Annotated in this window: 18 protein-coding genes and 4 tRNA genes; 1 reads left to right on the plus strand and 21 read right to left on the minus strand. The window is 33.5% G+C overall.

Annotated elements, in window-relative coordinates:
• Positions 1 to 97: 97 nt before the first annotated feature.
• The 16 genes from rplL to ACNQF6_RS03490 all read right to left on the minus strand — a co-directional run bounded on the left by rplL (position 98) and on the right by ACNQF6_RS03490 (position 8,871).
• On the minus strand, positions 98 to 466 hold the full coding sequence (rplL, locus tag ACNQF6_RS03415) for a 50S ribosomal protein L7/L12 (RefSeq protein ID WP_417963269.1): 369 nt from the start codon (positions 464 to 466) through the stop codon (positions 98 to 100).
• 89 nt (positions 467 to 555) lie between these two features.
• On the minus strand, positions 556 to 1,068 hold the full coding sequence (gene rplJ / locus ACNQF6_RS03420) for a 50S ribosomal protein L10 (protein ID WP_417963271.1): 513 nt from the start codon (positions 1,066 to 1,068) through the stop codon (positions 556 to 558).
• Between the two features lie 22 nt (positions 1,069 to 1,090).
• Positions 1,091 to 1,780, minus strand: a complete 690-nt coding sequence (rplA, locus tag ACNQF6_RS03425; protein WP_072944426.1) for a 50S ribosomal protein L1 — start codon at positions 1,778 to 1,780, stop codon at positions 1,091 to 1,093.
• A gap of 13 nt (positions 1,781 to 1,793) precedes the next feature.
• Positions 1,794 to 2,231 (minus strand): 50S ribosomal protein L11, encoded by a 438-nt coding sequence (gene rplK, locus ACNQF6_RS03430; RefSeq protein WP_035639405.1) that lies wholly within the window; start codon positions 2,229 to 2,231, stop codon positions 1,794 to 1,796.
• A gap of 68 nt (positions 2,232 to 2,299) precedes the next feature.
• Positions 2,300 to 2,851 carry a transcription termination/antitermination protein NusG gene (nusG, locus tag ACNQF6_RS03435; RefSeq protein WP_126455879.1) on the minus strand — a complete coding sequence of 184 codons (552 nt, stop codon included), beginning with the start codon at positions 2,849 to 2,851 and terminating at the stop codon, positions 2,300 to 2,302.
• Between the two features lie 11 nt (positions 2,852 to 2,862).
• Entirely contained in the window at positions 2,863 to 3,060 is a 198-nt protein-coding gene (gene secE, locus ACNQF6_RS03440) for a preprotein translocase subunit SecE (RefSeq protein WP_039109059.1), read from the minus strand.
• Positions 3,061 to 3,077: 17 nt separating this feature from the next.
• Positions 3,078 to 3,148: transfer RNA gene (locus ACNQF6_RS03445), tRNA-Trp, on the minus strand.
• Between the two features lie 59 nt (positions 3,149 to 3,207).
• Positions 3,208 to 4,395 (minus strand): elongation factor Tu, encoded by a 1,188-nt coding sequence (gene tuf / locus ACNQF6_RS03450; RefSeq protein WP_099714543.1) that lies wholly within the window; start codon positions 4,393 to 4,395, stop codon positions 3,208 to 3,210.
• A 54-nt stretch (positions 4,396 to 4,449) separates the two neighbouring features.
• Positions 4,450 to 4,521 (minus strand) — tRNA-Thr (locus tag ACNQF6_RS03455).
• Between the two features lie 79 nt (positions 4,522 to 4,600).
• Positions 4,601 to 4,681, minus strand: a tRNA-Tyr gene (locus ACNQF6_RS03460).
• 33 nt (positions 4,682 to 4,714) lie between these two features.
• Positions 4,715 to 4,788 (minus strand) — tRNA-Thr (locus ACNQF6_RS03465).
• A 90-nt stretch (positions 4,789 to 4,878) separates the two neighbouring features.
• Complete coding sequence (gene hpf, locus ACNQF6_RS03470; RefSeq protein WP_282710507.1) at positions 4,879 to 5,181, minus strand: ribosome hibernation-promoting factor, HPF/YfiA family; 303 nt, start codon at positions 5,179 to 5,181, stop codon at positions 4,879 to 4,881.
• Positions 5,182 to 5,216: 35 nt separating this feature from the next.
• Positions 5,217 to 6,113, minus strand: a complete 897-nt coding sequence (locus ACNQF6_RS03475) for a tyrosine-type recombinase/integrase (RefSeq protein ID WP_282744192.1) — start codon at positions 6,111 to 6,113, stop codon at positions 5,217 to 5,219.
• A 70-nt stretch (positions 6,114 to 6,183) separates the two neighbouring features.
• Positions 6,184 to 6,378 carry a 30S ribosomal protein S21 gene (gene rpsU / locus ACNQF6_RS03480; RefSeq protein ID WP_035670421.1) on the minus strand — a complete coding sequence of 65 codons (195 nt, stop codon included), beginning with the start codon at positions 6,376 to 6,378 and terminating at the stop codon, positions 6,184 to 6,186.
• A gap of 271 nt (positions 6,379 to 6,649) precedes the next feature.
• The gene (locus ACNQF6_RS03485; RefSeq protein WP_417963274.1) at positions 6,650 to 7,819 is read right to left on the minus strand and encodes an acyl-CoA dehydrogenase family protein; all 1,170 of its coding nucleotides are present in this window, start codon (positions 7,817 to 7,819) and stop codon (positions 6,650 to 6,652) included.
• A 164-nt stretch (positions 7,820 to 7,983) separates the two neighbouring features.
• Positions 7,984 to 8,871 carry a ComEA family DNA-binding protein gene (locus ACNQF6_RS03490; RefSeq protein WP_417963276.1) on the minus strand — a complete coding sequence of 296 codons (888 nt, stop codon included), beginning with the start codon at positions 8,869 to 8,871 and terminating at the stop codon, positions 7,984 to 7,986.
• A gap of 281 nt (positions 8,872 to 9,152) precedes the next feature.
• Here ACNQF6_RS03490 and ACNQF6_RS03495 point away from each other — a divergent pair, with 281 nt between their 5' ends.
• Entirely contained in the window at positions 9,153 to 10,604 is a 1,452-nt protein-coding gene (locus ACNQF6_RS03495) for an amino acid permease (RefSeq protein ID WP_282710516.1), read from the plus strand.
• A 73-nt stretch (positions 10,605 to 10,677) separates the two neighbouring features.
• Here ACNQF6_RS03495 and ACNQF6_RS03500 read toward each other — a convergent pair whose 3' ends face one another.
• From ACNQF6_RS03500 to ACNQF6_RS03520, 5 genes are all read right to left on the minus strand, one after another.
• Entirely contained in the window at positions 10,678 to 10,905 is a 228-nt protein-coding gene (locus tag ACNQF6_RS03500) for a PspC family transcriptional regulator (RefSeq protein ID WP_099714538.1), read from the minus strand.
• A gap of 67 nt (positions 10,906 to 10,972) precedes the next feature.
• The gene (locus tag ACNQF6_RS03505) at positions 10,973 to 12,244 is read right to left on the minus strand and encodes a DUF2851 family protein (protein WP_417963279.1); all 1,272 of its coding nucleotides are present in this window, start codon (positions 12,242 to 12,244) and stop codon (positions 10,973 to 10,975) included.
• 79 nt (positions 12,245 to 12,323) lie between these two features.
• Complete coding sequence (locus tag ACNQF6_RS03510; protein ID WP_417963280.1) at positions 12,324 to 12,806, minus strand: 3'-5' exonuclease; 483 nt, start codon at positions 12,804 to 12,806, stop codon at positions 12,324 to 12,326.
• Positions 12,807 to 12,906: 100 nt separating this feature from the next.
• Positions 12,907 to 14,268, minus strand: coding sequence for a pyridoxal-phosphate dependent enzyme (locus tag ACNQF6_RS03515; protein WP_417963282.1), 1,362 nt, complete (start codon positions 14,266 to 14,268; stop codon positions 12,907 to 12,909).
• Positions 14,269 to 14,477: 209 nt separating this feature from the next.
• Positions 14,478 to 16,436 carry a putative porin gene (locus ACNQF6_RS03520; protein ID WP_417963284.1) on the minus strand — a complete coding sequence of 653 codons (1,959 nt, stop codon included), beginning with the start codon at positions 16,434 to 16,436 and terminating at the stop codon, positions 14,478 to 14,480.
• Positions 16,437 to 16,480: the final 44 nt, after the last annotated feature.

The raw sequence follows: 16,480 nt of genomic DNA on the forward strand, positions 1-16,480 counted from the left end.
TAAAAATACAAGCTAGACTTTTGTTATACGAAAAATGGTTTAGGTCATTGGGTGACTAAACCCAAGACCTAAACCTAATTCTTTAAACTGAGTTTAACTATTTAAGCTCAACAACAGCTCCAGCTTCTTCTAAAGATTTTTTAAGACCTTCAGCTTCTTCTTTAGTTACACCTTCTTTAACATTACTTGGTGCGCTATCTACTACGTCTTTAGCTTCTTTCAAACCTAAACCTGTAAGTTCTTTTACTAATTTCACAACAGCTAATTTAGAAGCACCAGCTTCTTTCAGCACAACTGTGAATTCTGTTTGTACTTCTTCAGCAGCAGCTTCTCCACCACCTGAAATTACTACAGCTGCAGCAGCTGGTTCGATTCCGTACTCATCTTTTAATATTGTTGCTAATTCGTTAACTTCTTTTACCGTTAGGTTAACCAATTGTTCTGCGAATTGTTTCAAATCTGCCATTTTTTCTATCGTTTTAAAATGATTTGTAAAAATATAATTTATTTATTGTGCGCTTTTTAAAATAAAATTAGACTCTAAAGTCTGTTTTATTATGCTTCTACTTCTTCTGAAGCCTCTTCGCTTTTTGCGAATTGATTTTGAAGAGCAGAAATAACTCTTTGTGCTGGTGACTGCAATAATCCAATAAGTTCGCCGATAAGCTCTTCTTTAGATTTAATAGTTGCTAATGCATCTAATTGATCGTCTCCAATATAAATTTCAGAATTAATATAAGCTCCCTTTAATACAGGTTTAGCTGATTTTTTTCTGAAATCTTTAATTATTTTTCCAGGTGCATTTGCAACATCTGAGATAAATATAGCGCTATTACCTGTCAATACAGATGGTAGATCACCATAATCATTTGCAGATGCTTCCATTGCTTTTGCAAGCAATGTGTTTTTCACAACCTCTAATTTTATACCTGCTTTAAAACAAGCTCTTCTCAAGCTTGAAGTAGTTTCTGCATTAAGTCCAGAAATATCAGATACATAAATGATATTTGTACCAGCTAACTGTGCAGTTAATTCTTCAATCGCGATTGATTTTTCTTCTCTAGTCATACTAAAAATTATTAACTACCAATTATACTGCTTTTGGATCCAATGCAATTGCAGGACTCATCGTGCTTGTAAGGTGAATACCTTTAATATAGGTACCTTTAGCAGCAGTTGGTTTAAGTTTGATTAATGTTTGAATAATTTCGTGTGCATTGTCATAAATTTGCTCAGCTCCAAAAGAAACTTTACCAATTCCTGCATGTACAATACCAGTTTTATCAACTTTGAAGTCAATTTTACCAGCTTTTACCTCAGCAACAGCTTTTGCAACATCCATAGTCACAGTCCCTGTTTTTGGGTTTGGCATTAAACCTCTAGGTCCTAAAATACGACCTAATGGACCTAATTTACCCATAACAGCAGGCATAGTGATGATAACATCAACATCTGTCCAACCGTCTTTAATTTTTTGAAGGTAATCGTCAAGACCTACATAGTCTGCACCAGCTGCTAAAGCTTCCGCTTCTTTATCTGGAGTAACTAATGCTAATACTTTAACATCCTTACCAGTTCCATGAGGTAATGTTACCACACCTCTAACCATTTGATTCGCTTTTCTTGGATCTACACCCAATCGAACTGCGATATCAACAGACTCATCAAATTTTGCAGAAGCAATTACTTTTATCAATGCAGCTGCATCTTTTAAAGAGTATAATTTGTTCTTTTCAATTTTTGAAGCAGCCTCTTTTTGCTTTTTTGTCAATTTTGCCATGTCTTTCTCTTAATTAAAAAGGAGAATCTCCTGATACAGTTATACCCATAGATCTAGCTGTTCCAGCAATCATGCTCATAGCAGATTCGATTGTGAATGCATTTAAATCTACCATTTTATCTTCAGCAATTGCTTTGATAACATCCCAAGTAACGCTAGCTACTTTTTTACGATTTGGTTCACCAGATCCTGACTTTAGCTTTGCAGCTTCCAATAACTGGACTGCCGCTGGAGGAGTTTTTACAACAAAATCAAATGATTTGTCTTTATACACAGTAATTTGTACTGGGCATATTTTGCCGGGTTTATCTTGAGTTCTAGCATTAAACTGCTTACAGAATTCCATGATGTTTACCCCAGCAGCTCCTAAAGCAGGTCCAACCGGTGGCGACGGGTTCGCAGCACCTCCCTTAACTTGTAGTTTAACTACCTTACTAATTTCTTTAGCCATTTTTTAAAAAATTTAACACTACAATCATTGGAAGCGACTGTAATGGATATTATAGATGTAACAAAAAATTATACTTTTTCAACTTGCATAAAACTCAATTCTAATGGTGTTTTTCTTCCGAAAATTTTAACCATTACTTCCAGTTTACGCTTTTCTTCATTGATTTTTTCAACAGTTCCGTTAAACCCATTAAAAGGCCCATCAACAACCTTAATAGTCTCACCAATGTTAAACGGAATAGAACGTGTATCTGTATTCACAGCTAACTCATCCACTTTACCTAACATTCTGTTTACTTCAGAAATTCTCAATGGCACAGGCTCTCCACCTTTGATTTCACCTAGAAAACCAATAACACTTGTTATAGACTTAATAATATGAGGTATCTCTCCAATAAGATTTGCTTCAATCATAACATAACCAGGGAAATAAACTTTGTCTTTGATTATTTTTTTTCCCTCTTTTACAGTAACTACTTTTTCAGTAGGCACTAAAACTTGCGAAACATAATCTCCCATTCCTAGTCGCGCGATTTCAGTTTCAATATAAGCTTTCACTTTATTTTCTTGCCCGCTTACTGCTCTAACAACATACCACTTCTTAATATTATTATCTGCCATAACAAAAAAAATTATGCTTTTATCCAGTTAAAAAATCCAGCCAAAGCTTTTGCGAAAATTTCATCTACTCCCCAAGTTGCCAAAGCGAATAATACTGAAAAAACAGCAACAACAATCGTTAGACGTTGCACCTCAGCCCAAGCTGGCCAAGTAACATTTGACTTTAATTCCTCAAATGCTTCTGATATGTAATTAACAACTTTTGTCATTATGATTTATTTTTTTGCACGGGCGGAGGGATTCGAACCCCCATCAACGGTTTTGGAGACCGCTATTCTACCCTTGAACTACGCCCGTAGAATAAAAAGTAGTGTCATCGTTAAACGACACTACTTTTTGAATTTATTTTTAGTAGATTATCCTACAATTTCAGTTACTTGACCAGCACCTACTGTTCTACCACCTTCACGGATAGCAAAACGTAAACCAACGCTCATTGCGATTGGGCTTAACAAAGCAACATTAATAGTTAAGTTATCTCCTGGCATTACCATCTCTACACCTTCTGGCAAAGTAATAACTCCAGTTACATCAGTTGTACGTACGTAGAACTGTGGACGGTAGTTATTATGAAATGGAGTATGACGACCACCTTCTTCTTTTTTCAAGATATATACCTCTGCTTTAAAAGTAGCGTGTGGTTTAACTGATCCTGGCTTAATGATAACCATTCCTCTTTTGATAGATTCTTTATCAACACCACGCAACAATAAACCTACGTTATCTCCTGCTTCACCTCTATCAAGGATTTTACGGAACATCTCAACTCCTGTAATAGTAGAAGTTAATTTTTCAGCTCCCATACCAATGATTTCAACAGCATCTCCTGTATTAGCAATACCAGTTTCGATACGACCTGTAGCAACAGTTCCACGACCAGTAATTGTAAATACATCCTCAACTGGCATCAAGAATGGTTTTTCTGTATCACGAACTGGCTCTTCAATCCAGCTATCAACAGCTTCCATCAATTCAATAATTTTTGGTACCCAAGCTGGATCATTATTCAATCCTCCAAGAGCAGACCCTTGAACAACTGGACAATTATCTCCATCATATTCGTAGAAAGACAATAAGTCTCTAATTTCCATTTCAACAAGTTCCAACAACTCAGCATCATCAACCATATCCACTTTGTTCATGAATACTACCATTCTAGGAATACCAACTTGGCGACCTAAAAGGATGTGCTCACGTGTTTGTGGCATTGGTCCATCAGTTGCAGCTACAACAAGGATAGCACCGTCCATTTGAGCAGCACCAGTAACCATGTTTTTTACGTAATCCGCGTGACCAGGACAGTCAACGTGTGCGTAGTGACGGTTAGCAGTTTCGTACTCAACGTGTGATGTGTTAATTGTAATACCTCTTTCTTTTTCTTCAGGAGCATTATCAATTTGATCAAATGATTTTGCTTGACAGTAACCAGCATCAGATAACACTTTTGTGATTGCTGCTGTTAAAGTAGTTTTACCGTGATCTACGTGTCCGATCGTACCAATATTTAAGTGTGGTTTCGAACGGTTAAAGGTTTCTTTTGCCATTTTACTTAATTTTTAATCTAGTTTATATATTTATTTCAATTTCCTTCTTACTTGAGCCAACTACGGGAATTGAACCCGTGACCTCTTCCTTACCAAGGAAGCACTCTACCTCTGAGCTAAGTCGGCAGAACCCTTGATTAAAGAGCTTAGACTCCTAACTTTAGACTTTCAATCTAAAAATTTGCAATCCAACAATTAATTCTTGTGGGGAGAGCAGGATTCGAACCTGCGAAGTTCACACAGCAGATTTACAGTCTGCCCTCGTTGGCCGCTTGAGTATCTCCCCTACTTTTTTTATCGTCAAACCTTTACAGTCTTGAGCCGGCGGAGGGACTCGAACCCACGACCTGCTGATTACAAATCAGCTGCTCTAGCCAACTGAGCTACGCTGGCGAATCAATAAAAAAAGTCCGCTATTTCTAACGGACTGCAAATGTAGAGATTTTATCTCTCAATCAAAACATTTTTTAAAAAAAATTCATATTAAATGTGCGAACTTATTCTTTCTTTCCTTTTTACCAACATTCTCTCTAAGGATTCCGCCGAAAGCTCAACTGCCTCTTCAAAAGTTTTACATTGCTTTTTTACCAAAAAATCATCTCCAGGAACATTGATTTTTACCTCGGCAATTTTATTTTCTTTATCACTTGTTTTTTCAACCTTTAAAAAAACATCTGCTGATACTACTTTGTCATAATACTTTTCCAACTTGTCCATTCTTTCTTGAACAAAATCTACTAGCTTTTTGTCAACAGCAAAGTTAACTGCATGAACACTTACCTTCATAATCATTTTTTTTAATAGTTAAACATTTCTCAAAATTACTTCCGTCCTCGTGGATGCGCTTCTTTATATACACTTTTCAGTTCCGATAAACTACTGTGCGTATATATCTGCGTCGATGCCAGACTAGAATGACCTAATAATTCCTTGACTGAATTTAAATCCGCTCCATTATTTAACAAATGCGTTGCAAAAGTATGTCTCAATATATGGGGGCTCTTTTTTACTTTTTCAGAGACAGTACTAAAGTAAGAATTTATTAATCGATACACAAAGGAATCATTTAATTTTAACCCTTTTTTTGTGAGAAATAAATAATCACAATCCACAATAGATAACAAACCTCCTCGCTCTTCCAAGTACGAAGCAAACTGATCTTTTATTATTGGCAAAACAGGAAGAATTCGCTCCTTATTTCGCTTACCCAACACTTTTATTGTGCTACCAGACAAATCAATGTTTGAAATTTTCAAACCTATCAACTCCGCTCTACGCATTCCTGTAGTGTAAAACAAATCAACAATAAGTTTATTTCTAATCCCTTCAAAACCAACAGTATTTTGCATCACACCCAAAGCATCAACAACCTCCTTTTCAGAAAAAGGAATCTGCAACAACTTCGTAGCCTTTAATGCCTTGTGCTTCAACAACGGACTCACTTCTATCTGCTTAGTTTTTAATAGAAATTTATAAAATGCTTTTAAGGATGCAATTTTTCTATTAACTGAAGTATTTGATATATCATTATCAACAAGAGACACAATCCAACTTCTAATTTGACTGTAATTAACTTGCTCTACGTTCTCTTGGTCAAAATGTATCGTATTGAATGATTCGAAAGAAGTAATGTCATTACAATACCCTGTAACGGTATGTGAAGAATATTTTTTCTCCAACTGTAGATAATCCCGAAATGCGTCTTTATTAGTAGCCATAAAAAAACCGTTAGCATCAAAGTTATAAAACTTTTAATGACTAACGGTATTTTATTTTAATAGATATTGACTAACTCTCTAAGTTATCTCTCATATTTTGGATATAAGCCGCTTTTTGAATTTTGATTCTATTTGTAACTGAAGGCTTAATAAAAGCAGTACGTGCTCTTAGTTGACGAACAGTTCCTGTTTTATCAAATTTTCTTTTGTAACGTTTTAACGCTCTATCGATATTTTCTCCGTCTTTAATTGGTATAATTAACATAATATAGACACCCCCTTTCTTTAAGTGTGCAAAAGTAAACATTATTTTTACTTTATCGCTATTTATTGTTATTTATTTTGGGTGTGCCGGCTATGACGTGTTTTGGTTCCTTGAACGTAACTGCTTGCCGTCAGGCTATGCGCTACAATCTTTATTTGCTGCTACGCATCATAAAGGATTTCCACTTCTATCCTTCACACAAAAAAAGAGCCTTGAAAAACAAGACTCTTACTATTATTTACAACTCGTGCCTTAACCCAAGAAAACCAAACTATTTTACAGCAGGCTCATAATTTTGATTATCAATAATCATTTTCCCTAAAATTTCTTTTAAGATTTCTGATGTTCCTCCACCGATAGGCCCTAAACGACTATCTCTAAACAAGCGTGCTAACGGATACTCTTCCATGTAACCGTAGCCTCCTAGCATTTGTAAACAACTGTAAATGGTCTCATCGGCTACTTTTGTAGATTTCAATTTTGCCATTGTTGCTTCTTTAACTACATATTCCCCTTTATCAAGACGGGCTACCGCAGCATAATTGAAAATTTTACAATGCTCAACCTCCGTTGCATGCTCCACAAGTGTATGTCTTAATGCTTGAAACTTACTGATTTTTTTACCAAAAGCCTCACGTTGTGACATATAATCAATAGTGTAATCAATAGCATATTCAGCTCTAGCATGAGCATTAATAGCCATAATTAAACGCTCTAAAGCAAAATGCTGCATGATATAAGGAAATCCTTTTCCTTCTTCACCCATTAAATTTTCAGCAGGGATTTCTACATTATCAAAGGCAATCTCTGCTGTATCCGATGCTCTCCAACCTAGTTTATCAAGTTTTGAAGCTGATATCCCTTTCAAACCCGTATCCATTAAAAAAATGCTAATTCCCTTGTTACCCAGTTCTGGGTTTGTTTTTGCAGCTACAATGTAATAATCAGCATAAACACCATTAGTTATAAACGTTTTAGAACCATTTATAATATACTTGTCTCCTTTTTTTACGGCATTTGTGCGCATTCCTGCTACGTCACTTCCGCCAAAAGGCTCCGAGATACATAAAGCACCTATTTTCTTTCCAGCAATACTTGGCACTAAGTAGTCTTGTTTTATTCTTTCGTCACCTTCGGCATTTAAGTGCGTCATAGCTAAATACCCATGAGCCCACATGGCTGCGGCAAAACCAGATGATTTTATTTTTTGTAATTCCTCAAGAAAAATAACCGTGTAAAACAAATCTAAATCAAGTCCGCCATAAGATTCTGGATAGGCAATACCAAAATATCCCATTTTTCCGAATTTTTCCCAAATAAAACGTTCTATTGTACCTGTTTTTTCCCATTTCTCTATGTGAGGAACAACTTCTTTTTGCAAAAAATCTTTTAAACTTTCTCTAAACGCTTGGTGTTCTTCAGTGAAATAAATTGAATTCATATATTATATATTTTTTTAACAAATAGTATTAATTGAAACATAATGATGCAGTAATGTCTCAGATTTCTTTTTTTTAACGGTTAAAATAATTAGTAAATAAAAGTGCTACATCAATTTTAAAATGTCTTAAAACACAATTTTCAAGAGCTTAAAATTTGATTCTTCTAATTAAAGTCCAAATATAAGCCAATTATTTTTGCTTTATCAACAGGAAATCCCTTAATTTTTGTTAAATCCTCAATATTATTAATATTCCCTCTCATGCTTCTATAAGTAACAATTTCTTTTGCTAAAGCGTATCTGAAATAATAAAACTGGGAAAGCTCTTTTAAAGAAGCATTATTAATATCTATTTTCTTAAAATTTGGAAGTACTGAAACTTTAAAATGAGTGTTTAGATTCTCAATCACTTCAGGCGATAATCCCCAAACATCTTTCATTTGTTCCATGGAAACAAATCCTCCTAAACTTTCTTTTTGTTTTAAAATTCGTAAAGAAATCGCCTCACCTATTCCGTAAATTTTTATCAAATCCTCCTTAGATGCCTGATTAATATCGATTAAAACGATTTTTTCTTTTTTGGCGAAAGCCTGATTTGGATATTTTTTAAATTCTTTAAATTCTTTCTTATTATTTACCCAATCAGGAAATTTAAAATAAGGAGCCATCACATTTAACAATGAGTCCGAAATTTTAGTTACGTTTTGAAATTCCTTAGGCGAATTAACATATTTATTTTGTTTTCTAAAAGCCAACAAGCGGTCAATTTCTTTCACTGACATTCCTAACTTGTATCCTTTATAATCAGTTATGAAATTAGGATTAAAAAGATACATTTTAGGCAACTTCCTGTTCTTATCTACTTTCATAGAATCAACTTTAGACTGAATAGAAAGCCATTTTTGCTTATCAGGATATTCTTTTGTTTCAAAACTAACGTCTGCAAAAAAATAAATCATTTGCAAAAGAATTATGATTACGAACAATGCGAAAATACCCGTGCGTTGCTCTCGAGTATAATTGAAGAAAGTTCGCACAGTTTTAATATTCATTTATAATATGAGGATTAATAGAGTAAATTAAGATTCCTAAATTTATAAATTAAATCAAGATCTATCACTTTCTAAGAAAAAATATTTAAAAGAAGTAAAACTTATTTCAAAAACAGAGTGACAATCAGTACAGCAACATTCAAAAAAAGTTTTTTCTCATACTAAACCCCAAATAAAGACAATTAAATTACTTTTTTATAACTTAAAATTAAATTATTGTTTTTATTTTTTATAAAAAACTATACATTTGGAGCTTAATAACAAACAAAACCATATAACCCATGTCAATTTGGAAAACAAAACCACTTTCGGTACTGCTAAATGAAGCATCAGAATCCGAAAAAGGATTAAAAAGGACTTTGTCTTCACGTTCATTAGTAGCACTTGGAGTTGGAGCAATTATTGGAGCAGGATTATTCTCATTAACAGGTATTGCTGCCGCTGAGCATGCCGGTCCAGCAGTTACACTTTCATTTATTCTAGCCGCCGTAGGATGTGCTTTTGCAGGACTTTGCTATGCTGAGTTCGCATCAATGATACCCGTTGCAGGTAGTGCTTATACATACTCTTATGCAACTATGGGAGAATTTATGGCTTGGATTATCGGTTGGGATTTAGTTCTTGAATACGCATTAGGAGCCGCTACAGTAGGGGTAAGTTGGTCGCGATATTTACTCGAATTATTAAACAAATACGGAATACATCTTCCACATAATTTAATATGTTCTCCCTGGGAAACATTAAAATTAAGTGACGGAACAATTATAGAAGGAGGAATCATTAATCTTCCTGCTATTTTTATCGTTTCAATGTTATCCTTGTTATTGATCAGAGGAACTAAAGAATCTGCATCTATAAATAACTTCCTAGTTATAGTAAAAGTAATAGTAGTTATTATGTTTATTGTTTTAGGATGGAGCTTTATTGACACCGCAAATTACACGCCATACATTCCTGAAAACACAGGTGTTTTTGGAGAATTTGGATGGTCAGGAATTGCCGCAGGAGCTGGAACTGTATTTTTTGCTTTCATTGGTTTTGACGCAGTTTCTACAGCAGCTCAAGAAGCAAAAAACCCACAAAAAGGGATGCCAATTGGTATATTAGGATCTCTTATCATTTGTACTATTTTATATGTATTATTTGCACATGTAATGACTGGACTTGTTCCGTATAATGAATTTGCAGGAGATGCTAAACCAGCAGCAACTGCATTTGCAAGAACTGGATATACGTTTTTACAAACTGGTTTAATTGTAGCTATTTTAGCGGGTTATACTTCTGTAATGCTTGTGATGTTAATGGGACAAAGTCGTGTTTTCTATACGATGAGTAAAGATGGTTTATTACCTTCTTTCTTTAGTGATATTCACGCAAAATTCAGAACACCATGGAAAACAAATCTTTTCTTTATGGTATTCGTAAGCCTTTTTGCAGGTTTTGTGCCAGTAAGTGATTTAGGTCATATGGTAAGTATTGGAACTTTATTAGCCTTCGTTTTAGTATGTATCGGAGTTTTAGTAATGCGTAAAAAAATGCCAGATGCTCCAAGATCTTTCCGCACGCCTTTAGTACCTTTTGTACCAATTGCAGGAATCCTAATCTGTCTAGCCTTGATGTATTCGTTACCAAATGAAAGCTGGGCGAGACTTGTTATTTGGATGGCATTAGGTGTTGTTATTTACTTTGTTTACGGAAAGAAAAACAGTAAATTAAACAATCCAGACAAATAAAATTTTGTAATAAATGAAAAAGGGATTATAAAGTATTTAAATACTTTATAATCCCTTTTTCATTTATAGCTATTTACAAATCAAAAACCGAAGTTCGTTTGGCGCGAATTAAATCTTTCAATCGAATCCAAAAGGCCAATGTGAGATAAACCGCAAACCATAAACCTACAGTGACAAAAGACAAATAGATAAAAAACAATCGCACACTACTAGCACGCATTCCCAAAGTATCAGCTAAACGAGAAGAAACATGAAAACCATGTTTTTCAAAAAAGAACTTTAGTTTTATTACTACTGACATTTTATGAGTTATGAATTATTAGCAAAATTACGAATTTTTCGTATAAATGAATAAACGAATCAACATATCAACTTTTTTTCATTAATTCCATACCTATAGCACATTCTAAACACTTGCTTTTATTACAATATTCATTCTTTAGTTGCAACAAAGATTGTGTTTCAAAAGCAGTTTTTGATAGTATTCCAAAAGAAGTAAATTTTTCTATAATGGCATTTTTCTCTGCCGCAACTTCATTTAAAAAGCTAATTAAGTCCTCCGAAATTTCTTTTCCTTGACTTTTTGCAAAAGCAAATTGAATCGGAATTATAGTATTTATCACAATTAAATCAATAAAAGATTTAGACAGTGTTTTCTTTTTTATCGGGCTTTCTTTATCAAACTGATAATGGCTTTGCCAATATTCCGAAGCAGTAATTTGAAACAATTCGTAAGTACTTTTCAATGAATTTAGGCTACTTATTTTAGAAAATAAATTCTGCTTACTATGGTATAAATTAGCTAATTGAGAGAGTCGTATCGTTGGGAAATTATCCGGTCGGTGTTTAAAAAACTGTACTGGTTCCAAACAAACCTTTTCCATTTGATACTTATGCAACAAGTAGAAATATCTAAATTTAAAGTCCTTGAAATAGTTATCTTCTTTTTCAGAATTCAATAATCCAGCAGCACCAAAAATTAAAGCTTCTAAGTTTTCGACTTCAAAACTTTCCTTTCTAATTGTTGAAAAAGGAAGAGACTGCGCCATTTTATAGAAAATTTCGCCGTTTGTGTTTAATCCAAAATTCTTAGCTAATAAACAGAATAAAACTCCTTCCCAATCTTGATTGGTTTGCTCTAATAAATCAAATATAGGTTGAGATTTTCTTTCCAAACGTTCAAAAAACAACCGTTCTTGCCAGTTTTGCAATGCAAACGCGTTAACATTTTTTAGTTGTTTTTCACAAAAAATCCATGATTTCGGGGTCATTAAAGACTGATAGTTTTCAACAGTCGCTTTTTCTACGTATTTTTTTAATTCTAAAACTGGAATTTCAGAATTATCGCTTCTAAAAACGGCCACATCATGTTCCCAAACCACATGCAAAATTACATTTTCATAACCCACATCTTTTTCGTGATGATGCACATACCAATCCGAAGATTTAAGATGAATTTCAACGTTACCCGCCCATTTTTGAGTACCAATAACTATCTGAGCATTAAAAAAGTCTGGCCCTGCTAATTCAAGATACTGACCTACATTGACAATTGTGATTTCCTCGTTGTTGACAGTCTTTAAATTCAGAACATCAAACTTCTTAAACTTCCAGAGGTAATGTAGAAAATCTTCTTTCATTTTTTTTTTAGATAATAGAGTATATACTTGGAGATAAGAGACTTCTAAAATAAGGAAAAAAAACTAAAATGAAAGAATTTTATTTCAACATATATAATTTGGCACAAGCCCGAGCATCAGATAATGCTTCGTGATGATTTAATGCTATATTCATTTCTCGACAACAATCACTTAATTTAGTTGGCTTTAACCCTTTGGCTTTGTAAATTTTAACGGTACATTCCCAACGGGATGCAATATTCAAATCAGCATAATCCAAACCATAAAGCGCCATTGATTTCGCAAGAACATTTCTGTCGAAACTCTCATTGTGGGCTACAACTACTCTATTTTTAAGGCGTTTTTGTATTTCAGGATATACCTGTGCAAATGATTTTGCATTAACCGTATCTCGCGGATATATCCCATGAACTTGAATCGTAAAAGGCGAATATAGATTGTTTGGTGGCTTAATTAAACTAACAAACTCATCAACAATTATTCCGTTTTCTACGGTAACAATACCAACGGAACATGGATGGAATGCTGTTGCGGTTTCAAAATCTATGGCAGTAAAGGTCATATTATATGTTTCTTATAAATCTAAAAAACCACAAATTTAACGAAATAAACTCGTCAAATTCATGGCTTTAAAAACTTTACTATTTTTGTATTATAAAATTTTATTTTATCGATCCAATAATATCATATTTGGTAATAATATGGTGATTTCCATTTTCTAATTCGATCAAAACGGCTTCATTCTCTTTTGTAAATAATCGAGAAACTTCTTCTATTGGAGTACCAAATTTTACTATCGGAAATGGTTTTCCCATAACTTCTTTTATAGGTTTGTCAGCAACATTTTTATCGGCAACATAGCTTTGAAACAAATCACTTTCATCAACAGAACCTACAAATCCTGTAACGTCAATAACCGGAATTTGAGATATCTTGTATTTACGCATTCTTTCTATAGCATGCGAAACTAATTCTTCTGTGCGAACTACAATTAATGGTTTATCGATATGATCTTTAATAACATCCTCAGCTTTTGTAATTTCTTCGTCTAAAAAACCACGTTCACGCATCCAATCATCATTGAACATTTTACCTACGTAACGGCTTCCTGAATCATGGAATAAAACAACCACGACATCTTCAGGTTTGAAATGTTCTTTGAGTTGTAATAATCCTTTTATCGCAGCTCCAGCCGAATTTCCTACAAATATTCCTTCTTCAAGTGCAATTTTACGGGTATAAACCGCTGCATCTTTATCCGTTACTTTTGTAAATCCGTCAATCAAAGAAAAATCAACATTTTTTGGAAGAATATCTTCTCCAATCCCTTCTGTGATATACGAATAAATTTCATTTTCATCAAAAATTCCGGTTTCATGATACTTTTTAAATACAGAACCATAGGTATCTATTCCCCAAATTTTAATGTTTGAATTTTTCTCTTTTAAATATTTAGCTACACCTGAAATTGTTCCTCCAGTCCCTACTCCAACAACAAAATGAGTGATTTTACCACCTGTTTGCTCCCAAATTTCCGGACCCGTTTGTTCGTAATGTGCGATAGCATTTGAAGGGTTATCGTATTGATTCACATACCAAGAATTAGGCGTTTCTTTGGCTAATCTTTTGGAAACCGAATAGTAAGAACGCGGATCCGTAGGCTCAACATCTGTAGGACAAACCACAACTTTAGCTCCTACTGCACGAAGAATATCCATCTTTTCCTTCGACTGTTTATCTGAAATCACACAAATCAGTTTGTATCGTTTTATGATGGCTACTAATGCCAATCCCATTCCTGTATTCCCAGAAGTTCCTTCAATAATAGTTCCGCCTGGTTTTAATCTTCCGTCAGCTTCGGCATCTTCAATCATTTTTACTGCCATTCTATCCTTTACGGAATTTCCAGGGTTGAACGTTTCCACCTTAGCAAGTACCAAAGCATCTACTTCTGCAGTCACCTTATTCAGTTTTACTAATGGTGTATTTCCTATTGTTCCTAATATGTTTTCTGCGTAGCGCATTTTTTTGTGAATTTAAGATTGTAATTTGTTGTAAATACTAATACAAAGATAGTATTTTGTTACAAAAATATCCTCGTTAACGGAATTTTGCGTTAGTGATAGTAGCGACATCCTTTACTTGCTTTCTTTAAGCAAGTAAAGATACAGCGGACAGCACGGGAAACGCCCAAGAAAATAGCATTTAAAAGCTATACAACTATCAGAAATTATTAATTAAAGAAGTTCCAAATTAATCCGAATCGAATCGTGAAATCACGCGATGGATTATTTGGTGAGGAATAAAAATTATTACCCATTAGAGACGAATTAAAATGCTCCGCTTTGAGATAAATACGTGTTCTTTGAATCTTTGCGTTTATAAAAAAGTCAAAGTTTGGATGATTTCCAATTTTTTTATCGTTTTGAACAAAAAACTCTCCTATCACAGGATTATAATCATTGGTAAAATAGCTCGAAAAGTAATTGAGCGAGATACCTGTTTGCAAAAACAAAGCTTTTTTAAATAAATGATTCGAATAATAAAATGTGTTTCTTGTTACTATTTCTGGAACATTTAAAATCGCATCTTGCTGATCAACTTTTTGATATAAAATAGTATTGTCTAGAGCAAAATTTCCAAATCTTAATTCTCTACTTACTTTTACAGACAAGTAATTTATTGTCCCATCATATTGAGATGGGGCAACTATTTGCGTTCTTGCTAGCGCTTGTTCAGAGCTAGACACATCATTAAAATACAAATGATCTTTTAAAACTGAAAACTGCACTTCTGCATCTATCCAAGGAGTAATTACATTTGCGCTAATTGAATTTATTTTTTCGTTCTTAAAATCATTTGACCAATTGTACTGAACGTAACTACTTTGATATAGATTGTAATTACTGTTTGGTAATTTATTTATATTCTGATACTGAAATGAGAATTGTGTTTCATCATTAAAATCATATTCTAATTTAGCATCAAGATTTGACAAAGACTGCGCCGTTACAGATCTTGAATATAAAAACTTACCATTCCATTTGTTTTTTTGGTACTCATATTGACCTCCAACACTATTAATTTCTTGACTAAATGAACTTGGTATCACATTTTGATTATCAAAAATCAGAATCTGATCGTAATAATAATTCGATCTAAAATCATCAGCAAAAAACTGGAATTTACCTAAAGTAGTATTCTCATAAACCAGCCCTACTCTATTGTACATTTTATTGTAACGGGTTTGATCATTTATCCCGCTGGTTTTAAAAGACTCCCCAAATCTATATACAATTGTCCCTCCTACTGTTGATGGAACGGTAGCTTGGTTGTATTCAAAAAATTTATTCTCATAATTGAACTGATGGGATAAATACAAGTTATTATTCCCTTTTTCTGAATTTATCCTGAAATTATGATCTAGAAATATTCTTTTTCCTTTAAGAAAAGACTTAGCATCTGAAAAGTAAACTTCAAATCGTTGTCGATTATTATAGTTTGGATCTTCACTTTCGAAATCATCTATTGTTGTTATCCCTCCATTTTCCTCATTAAAAATGTCTTGAAAAGTATAATGCACTTTAGCAAAATAGCGCTTATTCTTAGTGTTATAACTAGTGGTGAATCTAAAATTACCTGTACTAGATAACTGATTGATAAATTCCCCCTCTGAACGTAAACCTTTATATGCAATAGAAAAATTAAGATTTTCAGAAGTATTTAATGTAATAAAAGCATCAACAGACTGCCCTTTTCTGACAGTAGTTTTAAAATATAATTCGGTAACTGGAGTCGCAACGGAATAATAGCGTATTTGGTTTGCCTCTAAAAAATTGAAATGTTTTGCTTTAAAACCAAATTCCGGAAAAGGTGAGAAATCCGTTAAACTATACTGAAGTGTATTGTATGTTTGGCCATCATTTGCGAAAGGTAAGAGGCCAAAAATGTCTTTTCGCAAATAGTTATGGCTGTATTCTTTTTGAATTGTTAATGATGTGTCAATATATGTTGTATCATTTTCAATTGTGATTACTTTGTATAGATCGATGGTGGCTGTTTTTTGAATCTGCTTTTTAACAGAATCTGAGCTATTGTATTTACTTTCATAAATTATAGTCTGTTCTCTTTTTTGTTGAGAAAAAACTACAGCAGAAAAGACAAAAAAATACAGATAAAATACTATTCTCATTTTAAAGGAATATAATTAGGTAATGATATCATTTATATTGGCAA

The organism is Flavobacterium pasteuri, assembly GCF_048286615.1.
Lineage (GTDB): Bacteria > Bacteroidota > Bacteroidia > Flavobacteriales > Flavobacteriaceae > Flavobacterium.

Bases quoted from the DNA above. Each gene is read 5' to 3' on its own strand.
- rplL (WP_417963269.1), bottom strand. From the start codon at position 466: ATGGCAGATTTGAAACAATTCGCAGAACAATTGGTTAACCTAACGGTA.
- rplJ (WP_417963271.1), bottom strand. From the start codon at position 1,068: ATGACTAGAGAAGAAAAATCAATCGCGATTGAAGAATTAACTGCACAG.
- rplA (WP_072944426.1), bottom strand. From the start codon at position 1,780: ATGGCAAAATTGACAAAAAAGCAAAAAGAGGCTGCTTCAAAAATTGAA.
- rplK (WP_035639405.1), bottom strand. From the start codon at position 2,231: ATGGCTAAAGAAATTAGTAAGGTAGTTAAACTACAAGTTAAGGGAGGT.
- nusG (WP_126455879.1), bottom strand. From the start codon at position 2,851: ATGGCAGATAATAATATTAAGAAGTGGTATGTTGTTAGAGCAGTAAGC.
- secE (WP_039109059.1), bottom strand. From the start codon at position 3,060: ATGACAAAAGTTGTTAATTACATATCAGAAGCATTTGAGGAATTAAAG.
- tuf (WP_099714543.1), bottom strand. From the start codon at position 4,395: ATGGCAAAAGAAACCTTTAACCGTTCGAAACCACACTTAAATATTGGT.
- hpf (WP_282710507.1), bottom strand. From the start codon at position 5,181: ATGAAGGTAAGTGTTCATGCAGTTAACTTTGCTGTTGACAAAAAGCTA.
- ACNQF6_RS03475 (WP_282744192.1), bottom strand. From the start codon at position 6,113: ATGGCTACTAATAAAGACGCATTTCGGGATTATCTACAGTTGGAGAAA.
- rpsU (WP_035670421.1), bottom strand. From the start codon at position 6,378: ATGTTAATTATACCAATTAAAGACGGAGAAAATATCGATAGAGCGTTA.
- ACNQF6_RS03485 (WP_417963274.1), bottom strand. From the start codon at position 7,819: ATGAATTCAATTTATTTCACTGAAGAACACCAAGCGTTTAGAGAAAGT.
- ACNQF6_RS03490 (WP_417963276.1), bottom strand. From the start codon at position 8,871: ATGAATATTAAAACTGTGCGAACTTTCTTCAATTATACTCGAGAGCAA.
- ACNQF6_RS03495 (WP_282710516.1), top strand. From the start codon at position 9,153: ATGTCAATTTGGAAAACAAAACCACTTTCGGTACTGCTAAATGAAGCA.
- ACNQF6_RS03500 (WP_099714538.1), bottom strand. From the start codon at position 10,905: ATGTCAGTAGTAATAAAACTAAAGTTCTTTTTTGAAAAACATGGTTTT.
- ACNQF6_RS03505 (WP_417963279.1), bottom strand. From the start codon at position 12,244: ATGAAAGAAGATTTTCTACATTACCTCTGGAAGTTTAAGAAGTTTGAT.
- ACNQF6_RS03510 (WP_417963280.1), bottom strand. From the start codon at position 12,806: ATGACCTTTACTGCCATAGATTTTGAAACCGCAACAGCATTCCATCCA.
- ACNQF6_RS03515 (WP_417963282.1), bottom strand. From the start codon at position 14,268: ATGCGCTACGCAGAAAACATATTAGGAACAATAGGAAATACACCATTA.
- ACNQF6_RS03520 (WP_417963284.1), bottom strand. From the start codon at position 16,436: ATGAGAATAGTATTTTATCTGTATTTTTTTGTCTTTTCTGCTGTAGTT.